Source organism: Clostridium sp. LS3, assembly GCF_055330225.1.
In genome coordinates this window covers 2,774,311-2,792,561 of the sequence record NZ_CM143921.1, presented here as the reverse complement: position 1 = coordinate 2,792,561, position 18,251 = coordinate 2,774,311, and the positions used below count along the sequence as shown (strand labels likewise).

The following is an 18,251-nucleotide window of genomic DNA, read 5'->3' as shown; positions in this document are numbered from 1 at the left end:
ATGATTTACAATTTAATAAAAATAAATAGAAATTATAATTTAAATAATCAAAATCTATATCTTTATAGGGAGGGATATTTTGGAGGGGAAATTTAAAAAAGTTTTTATTTTCACTATAATATTTTGCGGGATATTATTCAGTTTTAAATTACCTGTAAAAGCTGAGGAAAATAAAAAGGTATTAATTTTAAATTCTTATAGCGAAGAACTTCAGTGGACTAGGGATATTCAAAGGGGTATAGAAAGCGAATTAGACACTAATAACAGTGTACTTTTATATTATGAATTTATGGACTTAAAAAACAATAGAAGTGACAAATATATAAATATGTTATATAAACTTTATAAAAATAAATATAAAGATACTAAATTTGATGTAATTATATGCTCAGATAACGATGCATTAAATTTTATGGTGAGTTATGGAGAAGATATATTTGGAGATTCACCTATAGTTTTTTGTGGGATAAATGATTTTAATGAAGATATGCTTAAGGGTAAAACTAATTTTACTGGAATAGTTGAAGAAATAGATGTTAAATCCACTATAGACAGTATATTATATATGCAGCCATATATAGAAAATATAGCTATTATATGTGATAGTACAACCACTGGAAAAATTAATGAAGAACTAGCTAAGAAGGTTATATCTAAATTTAGTCCTAATGTTAAATTTTATTTTTATAAAGATTTAGAAGTAACAGAAGCTTTAAAAGAAATAGATAGCTTAGGCGAAAAAACAGCAGTATTAAATATTGGACAGTTAAAAGAAGAAGATGGAGAATACATAGCATATGAAAGACTTCAAAATTCATTAGAAGGATTTAATAAACCTATTTATGTTTGTTGGGATGTTTTGTTAACCGATAAAATAATGGGTGGAAAAGTTATAGATGGATATAGTCAAGGTAAAGTAGCAGCGCAAATAACAGCTGAAATTTTAAAAGGAGAAAAAGTAGAAAACATACCAATTATTAAAAAATCTCCAAGTGAATTTATTTTTAATTATAATGAATTAAGTAAGTATAAAATAAATATAGATAAATTACCAAGCAATTATAAAATAATAAATAAGCCATTTTCTGTTTATGAGGATTATAAGCTAGAAATACATATAATAATAGGATTAATTATTTTTCTTTTAATAGTAATAATATTATTAATTTCAAATATTAGAAAAAGAATTTTAACAGAAAAAGAGTTAAATAGAAATTATGAGGAACTAAATGCAGTTTATGAAGAACTTGCAGCTACAGAGGAGGCTCTTGAAACTCAATACAATGAGCTTCAAATAATTGAGGAAAGATATAAACTTGCTATTGATGGTTCAAATGATATTATATGGGAATATGATTTTAAAAATAAGGAATATTATGTATCAGATAAACTTAAAAGTTTAATTAGTTATAAAATTGATTATAGTGATGATATAAGTTCTATACTAAGAAAAATAGTAATTAAAGAGGATATATCAAAAGTAGTAAACCTATTTTATGAGCATTTAAATAAAGAGTCTCAATATTTTAAGGTGGAGTGTAGGATATTAGATGACTTAGATGGAATAAAATGGGTTTTTGTAAGGGGGAAGGCTTTAATAGATAGTACGGGAAAACCTGTGAAAATGTCTGGCTCGATATCTGATATTACTGAAAGAAAAAAAACAGAAGAGAAAAACAGATTTTTAGCATTCTATGATCAATTAACAGGTTTGCCTAATAAGCATATGCTTTTAGAGACCGTTGATAATGAATTGTTAAAATGCGTAGAAGGTGGCAATGAAGGAGCAGTATTTCTAATAGATATTGATAATTTTAAAAATATAAATGATACATTAGGACATGACTATGGAGATGAATTTTTAAAAAATGTTTCAAGAAGACTTTCGGAAAGTTTAAAACACAATGAGTTTATATGTAAGCTTGCTGGAGATGAATTTCTTATATTAAAATTAGGAATTAAAGACAAAATAGAAATAGAAAAGCTTGCTATAGAAATATTAGATTTGTTTAAAAAGCCATTTTATATAGGAGATAAAAAGGTGTTTACAACAGCAAGTATTGGAATAAGCATGTTTCCAAAGGACGCTTTAGCCAAAAATGAGTTGCTTAAAAATTCAGATATAGCAATGTATAAAGCAAAAGAAAAAGGGAAAAACAGACATTTGTTTTATAGTGAAGAAATGTCTAAAGATATAATAAGAAAATCACAATTAATAGATGGGCTTAGAAATTCTATTGTTAGATCTGAGCTTAACTTATTATACCAACCGCAAGTAGATTTAACTGATGGTAAAGTTAAAGGAGCTGAGGTTTTACTTAGATGGGCAAATGCTAAATTTGGAAGTATATCTCCAGTTGAGTTTATCCCATTAGCAGAGCAAACAGAGCTTATAGTTCCAATAGGGGAATGGGTTCTTAAAAATGCATGTATAAAAACTAAGTCTTGGATTGATAAGGGCATTAATCCTATACACATATCTGTTAATGTTTCTGTCACTCAACTTTATCAGAAAGATTTTCTAAATACAATAAAGGAAATATTAAATGAAACTAAATTGCCACCTGAATATTTAGAGATAGAAATAACAGAAAGTATACTTATGAACAATATAGAAGAAAACTTGAAAATTCTTAAAGATATAAGAGATTTAGGGATTAAGATTGCTTTAGACGATTTTGGAACAGGATATTCTTCATTAAACTATTTAAGATTGCTTCCAATTAATAAATTAAAACTAGATAAATCCTTTATAGATAATATACATACAAATAAAAATGATAAGGATATAGTTGAATGCATAATTAAACTTGCACATGAAATGAATATTACTGTAGTTGCTGAAGGAGTAGAATTAAAAGAGCAACTAGATATATTAAATGAAATTGAATGTGATAAAATACAAGGTTACTATTTTAGTAAACCAATTTCTCCAGGAGAATTTGAATTACTTATAAAATAAAGGGCGTTAGTTTACGTCCTTTATTTTTTGTCCTTATTTAGTAGGATTAAAAGTGATTTAAATTAGGTTAATGCTAAGTAACACTTATGTATTTAATATATTTTTGAATGATATTAAAGTATACAATATAGAACGAAATAATTTTTAGGTAAAAAAACTATGGAAAATATTTACAAATGCAAAGAGTATATGATAAACTAATATATGTAATTACATTTCATTAAAAAAATAAAATTATGAAATACAAAAACGGAAATTTTTTAAAATATAATATATCAAAGAAATTTAAAATAAGTTTCAATTTATATAAATTTTCAAAAAAACTAGCAATAATTTAACATATATTTAATTATCTGTTAAGTTCAAAATAGTATTGTAAAATATAAGTTATTCTCTTTTTTCAGATGATTTATTTTATATTTAATTAATGTATTCCACATTGAGTGATGAAAATGCTGTATGTAAAAGTATTTAAAGCTCTATATCGTTAATTATATAGAGTTTTGAAATAGATTAATAAATATTTTTATAGGGGGATGTTTTATGAACAAAAAAATAAAAATGAGAATTGCTAGTTTATTAGTTTCTCTTTCTGTTTTAATTAACTTTATACCACCAACTAGTGTAAAAGCATTAGGTGATTTTGGAATATCATCACCAGCAATTTCTAAGCCAATAAATAATTATAGTGTAAAGTTGGCACCAGGAGTAACTGAAAAGGGGTATACCTTTGAAGATGTAACTGGTAAAAGAGTTGAAAGCTTTGTAATAGAAGTAGATACCAATAATAAAAATGTGAGTATAGAAGCAGCAACTCCGAATGATGAAAGTGCATATGGTTTACAACCGGTAAGAAAACAAGCAGAGGCTCTTCTAGCAAAGGGAGAGCAAGTAGTTGCAGGAGTAAATGCTGACTTTTATAATATGGCAACAGGAGAGCCTGTTGGGATTTTAGTAAAAGATGGAGTTGTAATTAAAGAACAAGCACCTGGATGGAAGTTTTTTGGAATATTAAAGGATGGAACACCAGTAATTGGAGATAGTAATAAATTTAATGAAGTAAAAGAAAATATAGAAGAAGCTCTAGGTGGAAATGCTATTTTAGTTAAAAATGGAGAAGTTTTTGAAGCACCTATCACTGGAGAGGAAAAGGGGCCCAGAACAGCAGTAGGCATAAAAGCAGATGGAAAAGTATTCTTTTTAAGCTTAGATGGAAGACAAGAACCATATTCAGTAGGAGCATCAATGAAAGATTTGGCAGAATTGATGATTTCTATGGGAGCTGTTGAAGCACTTAATTTAGATGGTGGAGGTTCAACAACGCATTTATCTAGAATACCAGGAGCAGATACTTTAGATGTTAAAAATAGACCATCTGATAATTCAGAAAGAAGTGTTGCTAACTCATGGATGATAGTATCTAAAGAAGCTATAACACATGAGTTTAATTCAGCCTATATCGAACCAAATGAAAAGAGCTTTACTCCAAATTCTACTATACAATTTACTGCTAAAGGAATGGATTTTGCTGGAGCTTCCGCAACATTACCACAAGAAGGATTATCATGGATGGTTTCTGATAATTCCTTTGGGGGGGTAGATTCTGCTACAGGTTTATTTACATCCACTGGAAAAGAGGGACAAGCTAAAATATTATTAAGCTATAATGGTAAAGTAGTAGGAGAAACAAATTTTGAAATAGCTAAACCAGATGAAATTTGCTTTTATAGTAAAGAAATAAGTATTGATAAAAATCAAAGTAAGGATTTGGGGTTAAACACTTTATTTAATAAAAGAAATGTTAAATGTGATGAAGATGATATAATTTGGGAAATTCCAGAAGGAATGGGTACTGTAGATAAAGATGGTGTACTACACTCATCAGACAAGAATTTTTCAGGTGAAATTAAAGCTATATTAAAAGGAACAAATTTATCTGCAAGTATAAATGTCACTGTAGGACAATTGCCAATAATGTTAGAGGATTTTGAAAAAGGTTTAGGTGAATGGAAAACGTCTACAGCTAATCGTGGGGAAAGTGCTTCACTTGGACTAACAACATATCCAAATGAACCTACAAGATTTGATACTCATTCATTAAAACTAAATTATGATTTTACTAATTCGCAAACTGGAACTACGCTTGGAGTTTATGCAGGTCCAGGAAAAAATATTGAAATTCAAGGTAGTCCAAAGTCTATTGGAATGTGGGTTCATGCCACAAAAGAAGCTAATGGCTATTGGCTAAGAATGAACTTAATAGCTGGTGATGGTAAAAGTAAAACTATAGATTTAGTAGATCAAAGGCCAGGGATAGATTGGGAGGGGTGGAAGTATATAGAGGCTGAAATACCAGAGACATATATAGGACCATTTTCTATACATTCTACTCAAGCAATAAGATTGATGTCATTAAAGTCTGGACTTCCAGGAGAAGGACCTATGACAAAGGGAACAATTTATGTAGATAACATTAGAGCTGTGTACGGAAATAAAGTGGATGATTTATATTCACCAGTAATAGAGTCAATTAATATAGCAAATAAAGATTATACTAATAATGCTGTTAATATTACAGCTAAGCTATATGATTATGAAAATGATCAATATAAGAGCGGTATTAATTGGGATAGAGTAAGAGTAAAAGTTGATGGAATTGATTATACAGAAAAAGAAGGACATTTTTCTTATGATAAGGATGGAACAGTTTCTTTATCAGGATATAAGTGGGCAGATGGTACTCATAGAGTAGATGTAATAGCTCAAGATAATTTTGGAAATGAAACTACAAAGACAGAATATTTTACTGTAAATACAAATTCACCAAAGATTATTATTGAAGCTAAAGACAATAAGGCAGTATTAGGTGGAAGGCTTAATTTGGTTTTAAAATCAAATTGGGGAAAGGATATAAAGAAGCTAAATACAAAAATTAAGATAGATAATAAGTTTCTTGTAGAAGAAGTTAGTTTCTCAAAACTAACACAAAATGGAGACTGGAAATATAATAAAGATACTGGAGAATTAGAACTATATTGTGAAAATACATCAATGATAAATAAGGAAGATATAATAGCAGATATAAAAGTAAATATATCCAATACAGTTCAAATTCCTTCAGATGTAAATTTTGAAGTTATTAATTCCACAATAGAATATGTTACAGAAAAGGATAATAATTTTGTAGGAACATCATCTTCTAAGATAACAAGCATACCAGTAATTAGTCCTTTTAATATATCTATAGAAGAAATATTAGTAGGAAAACCAGGTATTATTAAGGTTACAGATACAGATGGAAATGCAGTAAAAGATGCAAATTTAGTAATGGAAAAAGAGGATGGAACTAAAGTTGATTTAGGAAAAACTAATGTTGAAGGCTTAGTTAAAAGTAGTGAACTAACAGATGTTGTTAAGAAAATTTCTATATATGCTGAAAAGGATGGCTTAAGTTCTACAAAGATAAAAACACAATCTTATGCACCATTAAAAGATAAAAATCCATCAAATATATTATTTGGAACTAGTGAAGATGCAAAAATAGAAAAATCAATTTCATGGATGTCAAATCCTTTAACATCAGAGGATAAAGTAGTGGTTCAATATATATTAAAGTCTAAATATAATTCTAAAGGGTTATTTAATAAAATAAGTACAAAAGAAGTTGAAGGCGAATATAAAAATCTTACTTTTGCTGGTAATAGCAATATTGATCTAAATGGTATAGTAAGATCAAATAAAGCAAAAATAACGGGGCTAGAGCCAGGTACAACCTATATGTTTAGAGTTGGAGATGGCAAGAATTGGTCTGAATTTATGGAGTTTACTACATTAGAAGATAAAGAAAATATGAAGTTTATTATTCTTGGCGATACTCAATCACCATCAGAACAAGGTTTATCAGAATTAGATAAAATCCTTAATGTTCTTGAAACAGAGCATAGTGATGCGGATGCAATGATACATTTAGGAGACTTTATTGACGATTCATCAATATTCCAACAATGGGACTGGGTAACATCACTTTTCCAAAAGTACAGTAATATTAATTCAATTGATACAATACATCTTTTAGGAAACCATGAATATATGGGGGATCCTAATGGAGATAAAGGAAAAGCAATATTTAATAACCCAACTAATGGACTAGATGAGAATATTGGTGGTGTATATTCGGTGGATTATAATGATGTTCACTTTAGTGTAATTAGTTTTACATCAGACAAGGAACTTTTAGAAAAAGAACTAGAGTGGTTAAAAGAGGATGTTAAAAATTCAGATAAAAAGCTAAAAGTTTTATTAACACATCAGCCACCATATTATACTAATCCAGATGGGGGAAATGCTTTGATTAAAGAAATGTTACCTCCAGTAGTAGATGAGCTAGGAATAGACCTAGTATTCTCAGGACATGATCATGCTTATGGAAGAACAAAGAAGTTAAAAAATGGGGTAGAAGATAATGAAGGAGCAATATATATAGTTGGTGGTACAACAGGGCAAAAACATTATCAAGCTGTTAACGATGGAAGCTTTGAAGTGTATAACGATGAAAACACAGGAATATACACTACTTTAGAATTTAACAATGGTGAAGCTAGAATAGTAGCAAAGAAAACTGATGGAACAATAATAGATGATTTTAGTTTAGATAAAAAAGCTCCTGAAATAACTATAAATGGTGTAGAGGATAATAAAGTATATATTGACTCTAAGGTTAAAATCCAAGTATCTGTTGATGAAGAAGCAGAAGTATCAATAACTTTAAACGGAGAAATATATAATGGAGAAGAAATATCTAAAGAGGGTAAATATGAACTTACTGTAGTTGCAACTGATAAATTTGGAAATAAATCTACTAAAACAGTTAATTTCACAATTTCAAAGTCAGAGGAAAATGGTGGGAATGGCTCTGATACTGAAGAAAACAATAATGGTAACAACGGTAATGAAAATAATAACAACAACGGAAATAATAATGAATTCGAAGATAATAATACAAATAACTCAGAAGGAGAATTAGGAAAAGGAGAGTTGGTTCAAACAGGAACACCATATAGCTCAAATACATTAGTTATAATAGCTGTAATATTAGTAGTGTTAGGAGCCTCTTTAAGCAAGAAGGTTAAGAAAGATATAATATAAAAATTACTTTTCTGATTTTAATTAAATTATTATATTATAAATTTGAGTTGTAGACTGTAGGAAGAACTTATTCCTACAGTCTTTTTTGATTCCAATAGTATTTGAAAGAGAATAAATGTAGTTGTAGCTGTAGTTATTCTGATAAAAATAAGTGTAATAAATTATAATTGGTACTATTAGTAGAGTATTTGTCAATATAAAGGGACTATGATAGTATATAACCATATAAGGAATTCCTTATATATTTTTTTGCAAATTTTAAGCTATTAATTGTATTATTATAAAAGTGCAAAAAAAATTTAAAGTAATTCTTATAATTAGAATTATTAACAATGAATGGAGGAAATGAAATTATGGCTGATTTACCAAATTGTCCAAAATGTAGTTCAGAATACACTTATGAAGATGGAAGCCTTTTAATTTGTCCAGAATGCGCTTATGAGTGGACTTTAGATTCAGGAAATGAAAATAGTGAAGATGAAAATATTGTAAAAGATTCAAATGGAAATATTTTAAATGATGGAGATTCTGTAACAATAATTAAAGATCTTAAAGTAAAAGGAAGCTCAGCACCATTAAAACAAGGTACAAAAGTAAAAAATATACGTTTAGTTGATGGAGATCATAATATTGACTGTAAAATTGATGGTTTTGGTGCTATGAAACTAAAATCAGAGTTTGTTAAGAAGATATAAAAGATGTAATTAACTAATTCAATAAAATATCTAAAAATAAATGTTAAAATTTTATTAATAAAAGTATTGACATGAAATATAAACAGGTATAGTATATTAAGAAATAAATGGAAATTAAAATAAATTCTATGAAGAGAAAAAGTAGGTTATTATTTTGTTCAACAGAGAGTTGGTGTTTTGCTGAAAGCCAATGTTCAAGATTTAACTGAATATCATCTCTGAGAAGCAGTGCTGAATTTTTAGTAAGTATTGCCGGAGTCTTTCACCGTTAAAAGATAAGCGTATTGATAGATACGTAACTAAGAGCTATAAAGGACTTATTTATATAAGTTTAATTTATAGAATTAGGGTGGTAACGCGGATAATTCCGTCCCTTGTTTTTCAAGGGACGGTTTTTTTATTTTTAAAAGGGGGCTTTATATGGATATCGAAGGTGAGATTATTAATTAAAAAATGAAAGTAAACTATTAATTAGGAGGAAATTTAATATGAAAAATTTATCAAGAAAAGATTTATTACTCATAGGACTTATGCTTTTTTCTTTATTTTTTGGGGCTGGAAACTTAATATTCCCTCCATTTGTAGGTCAAGCAGCAGGTGAAAAAACATGGATAGTTATGAGCTCATTTTTTATAACAGCAGTAGGCTTTCCAGTGCTTGGAGTAGTTGCCGTTGCTAAATCAGGAGGTTTAACTAACTTAGCAAAAAGAGTAAATCCTGTATTTGCAACTATATTTACTATACTAATATATTTATCAATAGGACCTTGCTTAGGAATTCCAAGAGCAGGAAGCTTACCCTTTGAAATGGCGGTAGCACCATATTTACCAAGTAGTATATCAAATACTTTAGCTTTATTACTATATACATTAGTATTTTTTATAGTGGCATATTGGCTTTCTTTATCACCAAATAAATTAGTAGATCGTATGGGAAAGGTATTAACTCCTGCTTTGCTACTTTTAATTTTAGTTATGGTAGTTGGTTCTTTCTTTAAGCCTTTAGGAGGTTATGGAGCTGCTACAGGAGAATATGCTACATCTTCCTTCATTAAAGGGTTTTTAGATGGATATTTAACTATGGATACAATAGCAGCTTTAAATTTTGGTATAGTTATTGCATTAGCAATAAAATCAAAAGGAGTTACTGATGAAAAATTAGTAGTATCTTCATCAATAAAGGCAGGAGTAATTGCGGGGATTTTATTGGCAGTTATATATGCTTTACTAGCACATTTAGGGGCAGCTAGTGGAGGTAGATTCGCAATGGCTGAAAATGGGGCACAAACTTTAACCAATGTTACAACCTATATATTTGGAAAGCCAGGTGCTTTATTATTAGCTCTCATATTTACTTTAGCGTGTTTAACAACTTGTGTTGGACTTATAACTTCATGTAGTCAATATTTTGCAACATTAAGTAATAAAATATCATATAAAAATTGGGTTAGAATATTGACTATTTCTAGTATGCTTCTTGCTAATATGGGATTAACAAAAATTCTTATTGTATCAGTACCTGTATTAAATGCTATTTATCCAATATCAATAATGCTTATAGTACTTTCAATGTTAGATGTTGTCTTTAAAGAAAGTCATACAGTTTATGGACTAACTATATTATTTACTGGAACTGTAAGTGTAATTGATGCATTAGGACAAGTTGGGATAAAATTAAGTTTTTTTACAGGACTTGTTAGTGAACTACCTTTTTATAGTGAAGGTTTAGCATGGTTTGTTCCAGCATTAATAGGAATGGGGTTAGGACTAACTATTAAGCTTGTACAAGATGCTTTTAAGAGAAACAAAGTTTTAAGTGAGGAAAGAAGTATTTAATATATATTATAGAAGAATCTCTTTAGCTATAGAATAAATATATCTAAGGAGATTTTTCGTTTTGTAGAAAATTATAAAAAATTTAAGAGCCTTTTAGGGCTCTTTTAAATTTCTTAATTAAGTAAAAGTATATAAATAATTAAATATTTGCTAAAAGTTTTAGTAGACTAACTGCGAATAAATAGATGGACATTGAACAAAATATTAATGAAATTTAATTATGTAAGGAGGAATTAAAATGAAGCACAACCCAGATGATAGAAGAGATAATGTAGATAGAATTCAACATAATATTAGCAATACAATAAGAAATATTGAGTTAGCTAATGAAATGATTGAAAAAACAGATGATCCTAAAACTAGAGAAAATTTAGAAGAAAGAAATGAAAGAAGAGAAAAATCTCTAAAAGGTCTTCGTAAGGAAATTAAAGATGAAGCAATAGCTAATGAGGTTAAAGAAGGTTTATAATTAAATAAAAATTCTTAAAAATAGCATTATTCATCAGATTATTAGATAATAGTTATAGTAGTAAAAGCTGTACCATAAAGGTTCCTTAAAAATTTATATTAACTTAGAACTTCTTGTAAGATATAAGATTTTAAGCTTTAGTTATATAGGTACAGCTTTTACAGTATCTTTATACGTTTTATAAATGTATAGCAAAACTAACTTAAGCACATTAGTACTATTAATACAGTATAAATAGCAATGAAAAAAATATATTATTTCTATATAATAAAAGCATACAGTTAATAAAATTTCTGTATGGGAGGTAATAAATATGGAAAAGAATAATATAAAAATTAGAAAAGGAACATATCAAGACGTTGATGCAATAGCTAATCTTATTTATTGCACAGAAGTTCATCCTGATTATGTTTGAGGGGGAGAATCTAAACAGGAAAGTTTAGATAACTTAAAAACTTTAATAAAAACAAAAGGTTCAAGATATAGCACAGAGTATATAACAGTGGCTGAAGTGGATGAAAAAATATTAGGTGCTATGATACTAATACCTTATGATGAACTAGATAGATTAAGTATAAAAACTGACTTTAAGCAACTTAAGAAAATGGAAGGTTTTAGCGAAAAGTTCTATTATATAGTTACTAGAATAAAATACATGCTATTTAGAGAGTGCAGAAGAGGAAATCTATATATTTCAAACATAGCTACAGATGAAAAAGCAAGAGGCCTTGGAATAGGAAAAATGCTAATGAAATATGCAGAACAAGTTGCTAAAAAAGAAGATTATGATGGAATATCGTTACTAGCTAAAAATGAAAATGTAAGTAAATTCTATGAAAAGCTAGATTATGATAAAGTATTTGATAAAGTACTTTTAGGTGAAAGAATAATAAAAATGGCAAAATGCTTTTAATATATATGTTTTTAGTTCCTTAGAATATTTCTAAGGAACTTTAAAATTAGTAGATGATGATTTAATAAATAGCATATTTATAAATGATGCTAAATTTTCAGTATTACAAAGATAGTTATTATAAAGTCAAGAATATAACATGAATATTCTTGACTTTATTTTTATGATAAAATTAAGATAATAATGAAAATAATGATTTTTTATTAATATTTATTTTGTAATAATTAACAAAAGGAGAGGTATATATGATAGTTGATATTACACAAACAACAAAAATAGGAAGAGTTTATAGAGACGGATCAGAACCTTTAAAGGTCGAAACTGTTAAAAGATATTCAAAAAGTGGTAGTGAGTATAAAACAATATCATTTTCATGTGATACACATAATATGGGAACTCATATAGATGTAATGGGAGTAGATGTTTTTATTGAAAATGAAAGGTTAATATCAGAAGGGATAAAATTTGATGTTTCTAGTATAACAGATAGAGAAATTAAATTAACAGATCTAGATCTTTCTCGTGTGAAAGAAGGAGTATATGTATTTTTTCAAACTAACTATGATAAGTATTTTGAAGATGAAGATAAATATAATAATCATACTGAAATATCTATGGAGGTAATAGAATACTTAGTAGATAAAAAAGTAAATATGATAGGAATAGATGCTTTAGGATTAGGAAGAGGAAGAAATCACGGATTAATAGATGTATACTTAGGCAAGCATAAGTCTTATACTATAGAAAATTTAGCTAATCTTGATAAAATACCAGAAGAAGGATTTAAAGTGTATTGTTTACCGATGAAAATAGAAGGAATTGATGGATTACCAGCTAGAATATTAGTCGATTTTTAGACAAAAAATAAACTATCATTACATTGCTTTGTTTTGTAATGATAGTTCATTAATTATTGTATAGATTTATTTTGATGTATGAATTTTAATTGATGTATTTAATAAAGGTAAATAATGCTTATTAAAAGCAATTGGATGTTCACTATTTTTATATATAGATTCTTCAATTAAATAATATTGCTTTTCAGATGAAATAGAATATTTTTTAGTTGCAAACTTACCTGAGGATGAAAATTTAATATCTATAGAGCTATGGCTACATTGAGTATAAATATCATTTTCTATAAATTTAAGAAACTCATCATTATTATTTAAATCTATGTTAAAGGCAGAGATAGTCTCAATAGGTATAACTGTATAGGTGTATGCAAGAGCGTTTCCATTAGACATATACCATCTATCAATATTTACTGCTGCAACAGGCTTTCTACCTAAAACCTTTATAAAATAATCAGATGGAGGCTCTATATGAAAATCCATTTCTACATAATCTATTTTATCTTCTAAAGATTTGTATACAATATGTCCTACTTTCTCAAGTCCAACACTTTCATTTTTTTGATTTTTAATAATAAAATTTCCTTTTCCACGGATATTTTTTATTAACCCATCATCTTGTAATAATGATAATGCTTGACGTAGGGTTGTTCTACTGACCCCTAAATCTTTTGCTAAATCAGGCTCAGAAGGTAGTCTACAATTATCAGGAAAGGTTCCCTCATTTATCATCTTAAATAATTTATTATAGACTTCAACATATCTTAATTTTTTTGATTTTTCAATAATATTGATTTTATTCATAATGTAACCTCTTTCTATATAAATAAACAAGTTTAATACAAGTTTAATTGATATTTATTATAATATAATTATAGAATAATTTATCAAATTTATCTAATAAAACCGCAAGAAATTTCAATAAAATCACAAGAAATTTCAATATGAAAACGTTGACCGGAATGTGTAGGATATAGTATTATAAATATATAGAAAATAGACAAGTTAATAGACAAGTTTGGTGGTGTATTATATATTCTAGTATGGTATAATTTAGTTAATTAAAAGTTTCAGATTAATTAATTTAATTAAAACAAATACTAATATAAAATAATATTATTAACTTATATTATTAAATGAAGTCACATTTGAAAGGAGTAATAACATGAAAAAATATAAAAGAATTTTTACAGTTGTAATAGACTCATTAGGTGTTGGAGAAATGGAGGACGCAAAGGAGTATGGAGATGTAAATGTTGATACTATTGGACATATTGCAGAATCAGTAGAATCTTTTAAAATTCCTAACCTTGAAAAATTAGGAATTGCAAATTTACGTCCGGTAAAGCATTTGAAAAAACAAGAAAAACCATTAGGATATCAAATGAAAATGAAGGAAGCAAGTACAGGTAAAGATACTATGACAGGCCATTGGGAGATGGTTGGGCTGCATATTACAAAGCCATTTCAAACATTTACTGATACAGGATTCCCTCAAGAATTATTAGATGAATTAACTAAAAGAACAGGTCACAATATAGTTGGAAATAAAAGTGCTAGTGGTACAGAGATTTTAGACGAGTTTGGAGAACATCAAATGAAAACTGGAGATATGATTGTATATACTTCAGCAGACTCAGTATTACAAATATGTGGACATGAAGAAACTTTTGGATTAGATGAATTATATAGATGTTGTGAAATTGCAAGAGAAATAACCTTAAAGGATGAATGGAAGGTTGGTAGAGTAATTGCAAGACCATATGTTGGAGAGAAAAAGGGAGAATTTAAAAGAACTAGCAACAGACATGATTATGCATTAAAGCCATTTGGAAAAACAGTATTAAATGTATTAAAAGATAATAAGTATGATGTTATTTCTGTAGGAAAAATTAATGATATTTTTGATGGTGAAGGAATAACAGAATCACATAAGTCAAAAAGCTCAGTACATGGTATGGAGCAAACATTAGAAATTATGGATAAAGACTTTGAAGGATTATGCTTTGTAAATTTAGTTGATTTTGATTCATTATGGGGACACAGAAGAAACCCACAAGGTTATGCTAAAGAGTTAGAAAATTTTGATGTTAAGTTAGACAATTTATTAAACAAGCTTAGAGAAGATGATTTATTAATTATTACTGCAGATCACGGAAATGATCCAACATATACTGGAACAGATCATACAAGAGAATACGTACCATTTTTAGCTTACTCACCTTCAATGAAAGGTAATGGAGTATTAGATGTATGTAATAGTTTTGCTTCAATAGGAGCTACAATAGCAGAAAATTTTGAAGTGAAAATGCCACAAAATACTATTGGAGAATCCGTTTTACAAAAATTAAATTAGATTAAATAAAATTAAATAGATTAGTTTCATTCGTTACCTAAATAATGCTTTTAAATCAATTTTACAAAAGATAAATCAAAGGAGAGTATACCTATGAAGGGATTTAAATTGTTAATGGTTGTTTTAGGTTCTATATTAGTAAGTCTTGGTGTATCAATTGCAGTAAATTCAGGTTTAGGGGTAGATCCAATTACCTTATTATGGACTGGAATATCACAGGTGTTGAATATAACTTTAGGTCAAGCATCAATGTTGACCTCAGCTATTATGTTAGCTATTGTATTAGTAATGGATCGTAGTCAAATAAATATCGGTACAATAGTAAATCCTTTTATAGTTGGAGTATCAACTGATTACTTTATTGCTCATGGGTTTAGAAGTAATAATATGGCTGTTAATATAGCATTACTTTTAATTGGTTTAATTTGTTTAGGGGTGGGACTAGGAGTATATACTTATGCTAATTTTGGAAGAGGACCTTATGAGGCTTTAGTTTTAGCTTTAGTTAATAAGTTTAATATTAAATTAGTATATGTAAGATATATGTTTGATTTATCATTTTTAGTTATAGGAATTCTATTAGGGGCTAAGCTTAGTATTGGACCAATAATAGCTTTAATGATAATGGGATATATAATTCAAGAAACTATGAAATCGCTTGGAAGAATACAAAAATTAAGATTAATAAATGAATATTAATTTTAGTAAAAATAATATTTTTAGAGATAAATCTGATAGATATTAAACACATTTTATATAAAAACAAACTATTACTATATTAAACTTTTATAGTAATAGTTTGTTTTTTATCTACTCTTCTTTTATAAATATTTTTTCAACTTCAGCTATATAAAGAGTATGATAGTCTTTTTGAGGATACCATTTTTTATCTAGTTCTTTTTCTATAAAACACTCAGGTTCAAGATTTTGAGCATATAACTTCTTACATATAATAGTCAGTTTAGCTTCTTCAAAGTAAGGCGTGTCCTCTAAGTAGCTTACTGTTAAATTAGTTTTAGAAAGCTTATCTTCATCTCGTCCAGATACAGTTCCTAAGTAGTTTAGATCTTTTCTAAAGCTATTATCAAAGAATGTAAGTGAAAATCTAGAAGAAGCATCTATAAACTCTTTAGTAAAGCGTTGAGGTCTTAGAACTATAGAAACAACGTTTTTCCCCCACATAATGCCAAAACTACCCCAGGAAGCAGTCATCGTATTAACTTTACCTTCCTTTTCAGCTGTAATAAGCATCCAGTCATTACCTATTAATTGAAATGCACTTTCATTTAAATCTTCAGGTCTAATTTCTTTAATAGTATTCATAATATGTTCCCCCTTAGTGATTTATTTTATTTTGAAAATATTGTCTATATACATTATTATATAGATATAGTAAAAAAAATAGTATGCACTTTAAAGTAAGATACTTACCAAAAGGAGAGTAATGAAATGGATAAAAAAATAGAAGTTAACACAGAACCTTTTGAATATACATTATCTATAATTGGTGGCAAATGGAAAATGGTTATAATGTTTTGGTTATCTAAATGTGAAGTTATGAGATACGGAGAGCTAAAGAAGTCCATTAAGGGTATTACTCATAAGATGCTAAGTAGTCAATTAAAGGAACTTGAAAATGATAATATAATAATACGTAAAGAGTATAGTCAAATTCCTCCTAAAGTAGAATACTTCTTATCAGAAAGAGGATGGTCTCTTATGCCAATTCTAAATGAAATGTGCCATTGGGGAGGAGAAAATTTCAAAAGTAGATCTTTAAATTAAATAAATAAAAAAGAGAGTATGATATAAAATCTACTCTCATCTAATTAAGATACTTTAATTATTTTCCCATAAAATTGATTGAGGCATTATTTCAAGAATATTATTAAGTATTTCTGCTATATTTTCTTTTTTTACATTAGAAGAGGATAATAGCTGCTTATATTTTTTACTTCCTTTTTGACCTTGAAATAAACTTTGAAGTGGAGCAATTAAAGCATGGACACTACTACCTTTTTCAAGTTCTTCTAAAATATATGGAGTATAAGCTTTAATAATTTCTCCTCTTGAAATAGTTTTTATGTTTTGATTATCTTCATAAAGTTTATGGAAGTTAGCTAAAAGGTAACAATCTTCATAAGAGGCTCTTCCTATCATTACTCCATCTACTTTTTCTAGAGCTCCTTTAATTGAATTTAAAGTTTTAAAGCCACCATTGATTTCTATATTCAGATAATCAAATTCTTTTTTTAGTTTATAGACCATATTATAGTCAAGAGGTGGTATTTCTCTATTATCCTTTGGACTTAGTCCTTTTAATATAGCAGAACGTGCATGAATAGTGTATCTATCAGGTTTTGCTTTAGATACGGTATCTAAAAATTCTAATAAATCTTCATATCCATCCATTATTATTTTAGACTTAGGATCATCTATTACACCTGTTCCATCTATTCCTATTCTATGTTTTATAGTAATAGGCTTATTTGTTGCTTCTTTCATTGCAGAAAGTATTTCATAAACTAACTCTTTAGATGACATTAGAGCAGCCCCCATTAAGTTACCTGAAACTCTATCTGATGGGCAACCACAATTTAAGTTAATCTCACTATAATTATAATCATCAGCTAATTTAACTGCCTTATAAGCATCTTTAGGATTAGAAGCTGCTATTTGAAGAGCAACAGGACCTTCTTCTTTTCTAAAGTAAAGAATCTTATCTCTATCGCCTTTTATTATTGATTGTGCTGTAGCCATTTCTGTATAAAGTAGGGCATCTTTAGTTAGAAGTCTAGAAAAATATCTAAAATGCCTATGGGATTTATCTACCATTGGAGCAATACTTATCTTAGGAGTTTTTATATTTGAAATATATTTTTCCATCATTTGTTTCCTTTCTTATAAGTTAACTACTATAGTTTTTATTATTATAGCATATAGAATTAATAAAATAGCAATGTAATAAAAGTAAAATGTGATAAAATATAAGATAATAATATAAATTAAGATGATAGTAGTA

Annotated in this window: 13 protein-coding genes and 1 other annotated feature; of the genes, 10 read left to right on the top strand and 3 right to left on the bottom strand. The window is 27.8% G+C overall.

Annotation, left to right across the window (positions count from 1 at the left end):
- Positions 1–79 precede the first annotated feature (79 nt).
- The 7 genes from ACZJV1_RS13070 (at position 80) to ACZJV1_RS13040 (ending at position 12,876) form a co-directional block, all read left to right on the top strand.
- Positions 80–2,962, top strand: coding sequence for an ABC transporter substrate binding protein (locus ACZJV1_RS13070; protein WP_463650411.1), 2,883 nt, complete (start codon positions 80–82; stop codon positions 2,960–2,962).
- A 543-nt stretch (positions 2,963–3,505) separates the two neighbouring features.
- Positions 3,506–8,107 carry a phosphodiester glycosidase family protein gene (locus ACZJV1_RS13065; RefSeq protein WP_463650410.1) on the top strand — a complete coding sequence of 1,534 codons (4,602 nt, stop codon included), beginning with the start codon at positions 3,506–3,508 and terminating at the stop codon, positions 8,105–8,107.
- Between the two features lie 353 nt (positions 8,108–8,460).
- Complete coding sequence (locus ACZJV1_RS13060) at positions 8,461–8,802, top strand: zinc ribbon domain-containing protein YjdM (RefSeq protein WP_460288288.1); 342 nt, start codon at positions 8,461–8,463, stop codon at positions 8,800–8,802.
- A gap of 119 nt (positions 8,803–8,921) precedes the next feature.
- Positions 8,922–9,180: a binding site (T-box leader), on the top strand.
- A gap of 110 nt (positions 9,181–9,290) precedes the next feature.
- Positions 9,291–10,637 carry a branched-chain amino acid transport system II carrier protein gene (brnQ, locus tag ACZJV1_RS13055; RefSeq protein ID WP_463650409.1) on the top strand — a complete coding sequence of 449 codons (1,347 nt, stop codon included), beginning with the start codon at positions 9,291–9,293 and terminating at the stop codon, positions 10,635–10,637.
- A 238-nt stretch (positions 10,638–10,875) separates the two neighbouring features.
- A complete protein-coding gene (gene tlp / locus ACZJV1_RS13050; RefSeq protein WP_460288285.1) occupies positions 10,876–11,106 on the top strand; it encodes a small acid-soluble spore protein Tlp in 231 nt (76 codons plus the stop codon).
- A 460-nt stretch (positions 11,107–11,566) separates the two neighbouring features.
- A complete protein-coding gene (locus ACZJV1_RS13045; protein WP_411170712.1) occupies positions 11,567–12,019 on the top strand; it encodes a GNAT family N-acetyltransferase in 453 nt (150 codons plus the stop codon).
- Positions 12,020–12,264: 245 nt separating this feature from the next.
- A complete protein-coding gene (locus ACZJV1_RS13040; protein WP_463650408.1) occupies positions 12,265–12,876 on the top strand; it encodes a cyclase family protein in 612 nt (203 codons plus the stop codon).
- Between the two features lie 66 nt (positions 12,877–12,942).
- Here the strand turns inward: ACZJV1_RS13040 and ACZJV1_RS13035 are convergent, their stop codons facing one another.
- A complete protein-coding gene (locus ACZJV1_RS13035; RefSeq protein ID WP_463650407.1) occupies positions 12,943–13,677 on the bottom strand; it encodes a GntR family transcriptional regulator in 735 nt (244 codons plus the stop codon).
- A 361-nt stretch (positions 13,678–14,038) separates the two neighbouring features.
- Here ACZJV1_RS13035 and ACZJV1_RS13030 point away from each other — a divergent pair, with 361 nt between their 5' ends.
- On the top strand, positions 14,039–15,229 hold the full coding sequence (locus ACZJV1_RS13030; protein WP_463650406.1) for a phosphopentomutase: 1,191 nt from the start codon (positions 14,039–14,041) through the stop codon (positions 15,227–15,229).
- Positions 15,230–15,322: 93 nt separating this feature from the next.
- Positions 15,323–15,928, top strand: coding sequence for a YczE/YyaS/YitT family protein (locus ACZJV1_RS13025; RefSeq protein ID WP_460288280.1), 606 nt, complete (start codon positions 15,323–15,325; stop codon positions 15,926–15,928).
- 111 nt (positions 15,929–16,039) lie between these two features.
- Here ACZJV1_RS13025 and ACZJV1_RS13020 read toward each other — a convergent pair whose 3' ends face one another.
- Positions 16,040–16,552, bottom strand: a complete 513-nt coding sequence (locus ACZJV1_RS13020; protein ID WP_463650405.1) for a flavin reductase family protein — start codon at positions 16,550–16,552, stop codon at positions 16,040–16,042.
- Between the two features lie 126 nt (positions 16,553–16,678).
- Between ACZJV1_RS13020 and ACZJV1_RS13015 the strand changes: the two genes are divergently transcribed.
- Positions 16,679–17,014, top strand: coding sequence for a winged helix-turn-helix transcriptional regulator (locus tag ACZJV1_RS13015; RefSeq protein ID WP_460288278.1), 336 nt, complete (start codon positions 16,679–16,681; stop codon positions 17,012–17,014).
- Between the two features lie 54 nt (positions 17,015–17,068).
- Here ACZJV1_RS13015 and dusA read toward each other — a convergent pair whose 3' ends face one another.
- Positions 17,069–18,115, bottom strand: a complete 1,047-nt coding sequence (gene dusA / locus ACZJV1_RS13010; protein WP_460288276.1) for a tRNA dihydrouridine(20/20a) synthase DusA — start codon at positions 18,113–18,115, stop codon at positions 17,069–17,071.
- Between the last annotated feature and the right edge of the window lie 136 nt (positions 18,116–18,251).

What these genes read in the sequence shown, in the direction of transcription:
- dusA (WP_460288276.1), bottom strand. Translation starts at nt 18,115, where the DNA reads ATGGAAAAATATATTTCAAATATAAAAACTCCTAAGATAAGTATTGCT.
- ACZJV1_RS13040 (WP_463650408.1), top strand. Translation starts at nt 12,265, where the DNA reads ATGATAGTTGATATTACACAAACAACAAAAATAGGAAGAGTTTATAGA.
- tlp (WP_460288285.1), top strand. Translation starts at nt 10,876, where the DNA reads ATGAAGCACAACCCAGATGATAGAAGAGATAATGTAGATAGAATTCAA.
- brnQ (WP_463650409.1), top strand. Translation starts at nt 9,291, where the DNA reads ATGAAAAATTTATCAAGAAAAGATTTATTACTCATAGGACTTATGCTT.
- ACZJV1_RS13060 (WP_460288288.1), top strand. Translation starts at nt 8,461, where the DNA reads ATGGCTGATTTACCAAATTGTCCAAAATGTAGTTCAGAATACACTTAT.
- ACZJV1_RS13065 (WP_463650410.1), top strand. Translation starts at nt 3,506, where the DNA reads ATGAACAAAAAAATAAAAATGAGAATTGCTAGTTTATTAGTTTCTCTT.
- ACZJV1_RS13025 (WP_460288280.1), top strand. Translation starts at nt 15,323, where the DNA reads ATGAAGGGATTTAAATTGTTAATGGTTGTTTTAGGTTCTATATTAGTA.
- ACZJV1_RS13015 (WP_460288278.1), top strand. Translation starts at nt 16,679, where the DNA reads ATGGATAAAAAAATAGAAGTTAACACAGAACCTTTTGAATATACATTA.
- ACZJV1_RS13030 (WP_463650406.1), top strand. Translation starts at nt 14,039, where the DNA reads ATGAAAAAATATAAAAGAATTTTTACAGTTGTAATAGACTCATTAGGT.
- ACZJV1_RS13035 (WP_463650407.1), bottom strand. Translation starts at nt 13,677, where the DNA reads ATGAATAAAATCAATATTATTGAAAAATCAAAAAAATTAAGATATGTT.
- ACZJV1_RS13020 (WP_463650405.1), bottom strand. Translation starts at nt 16,552, where the DNA reads ATGAATACTATTAAAGAAATTAGACCTGAAGATTTAAATGAAAGTGCA.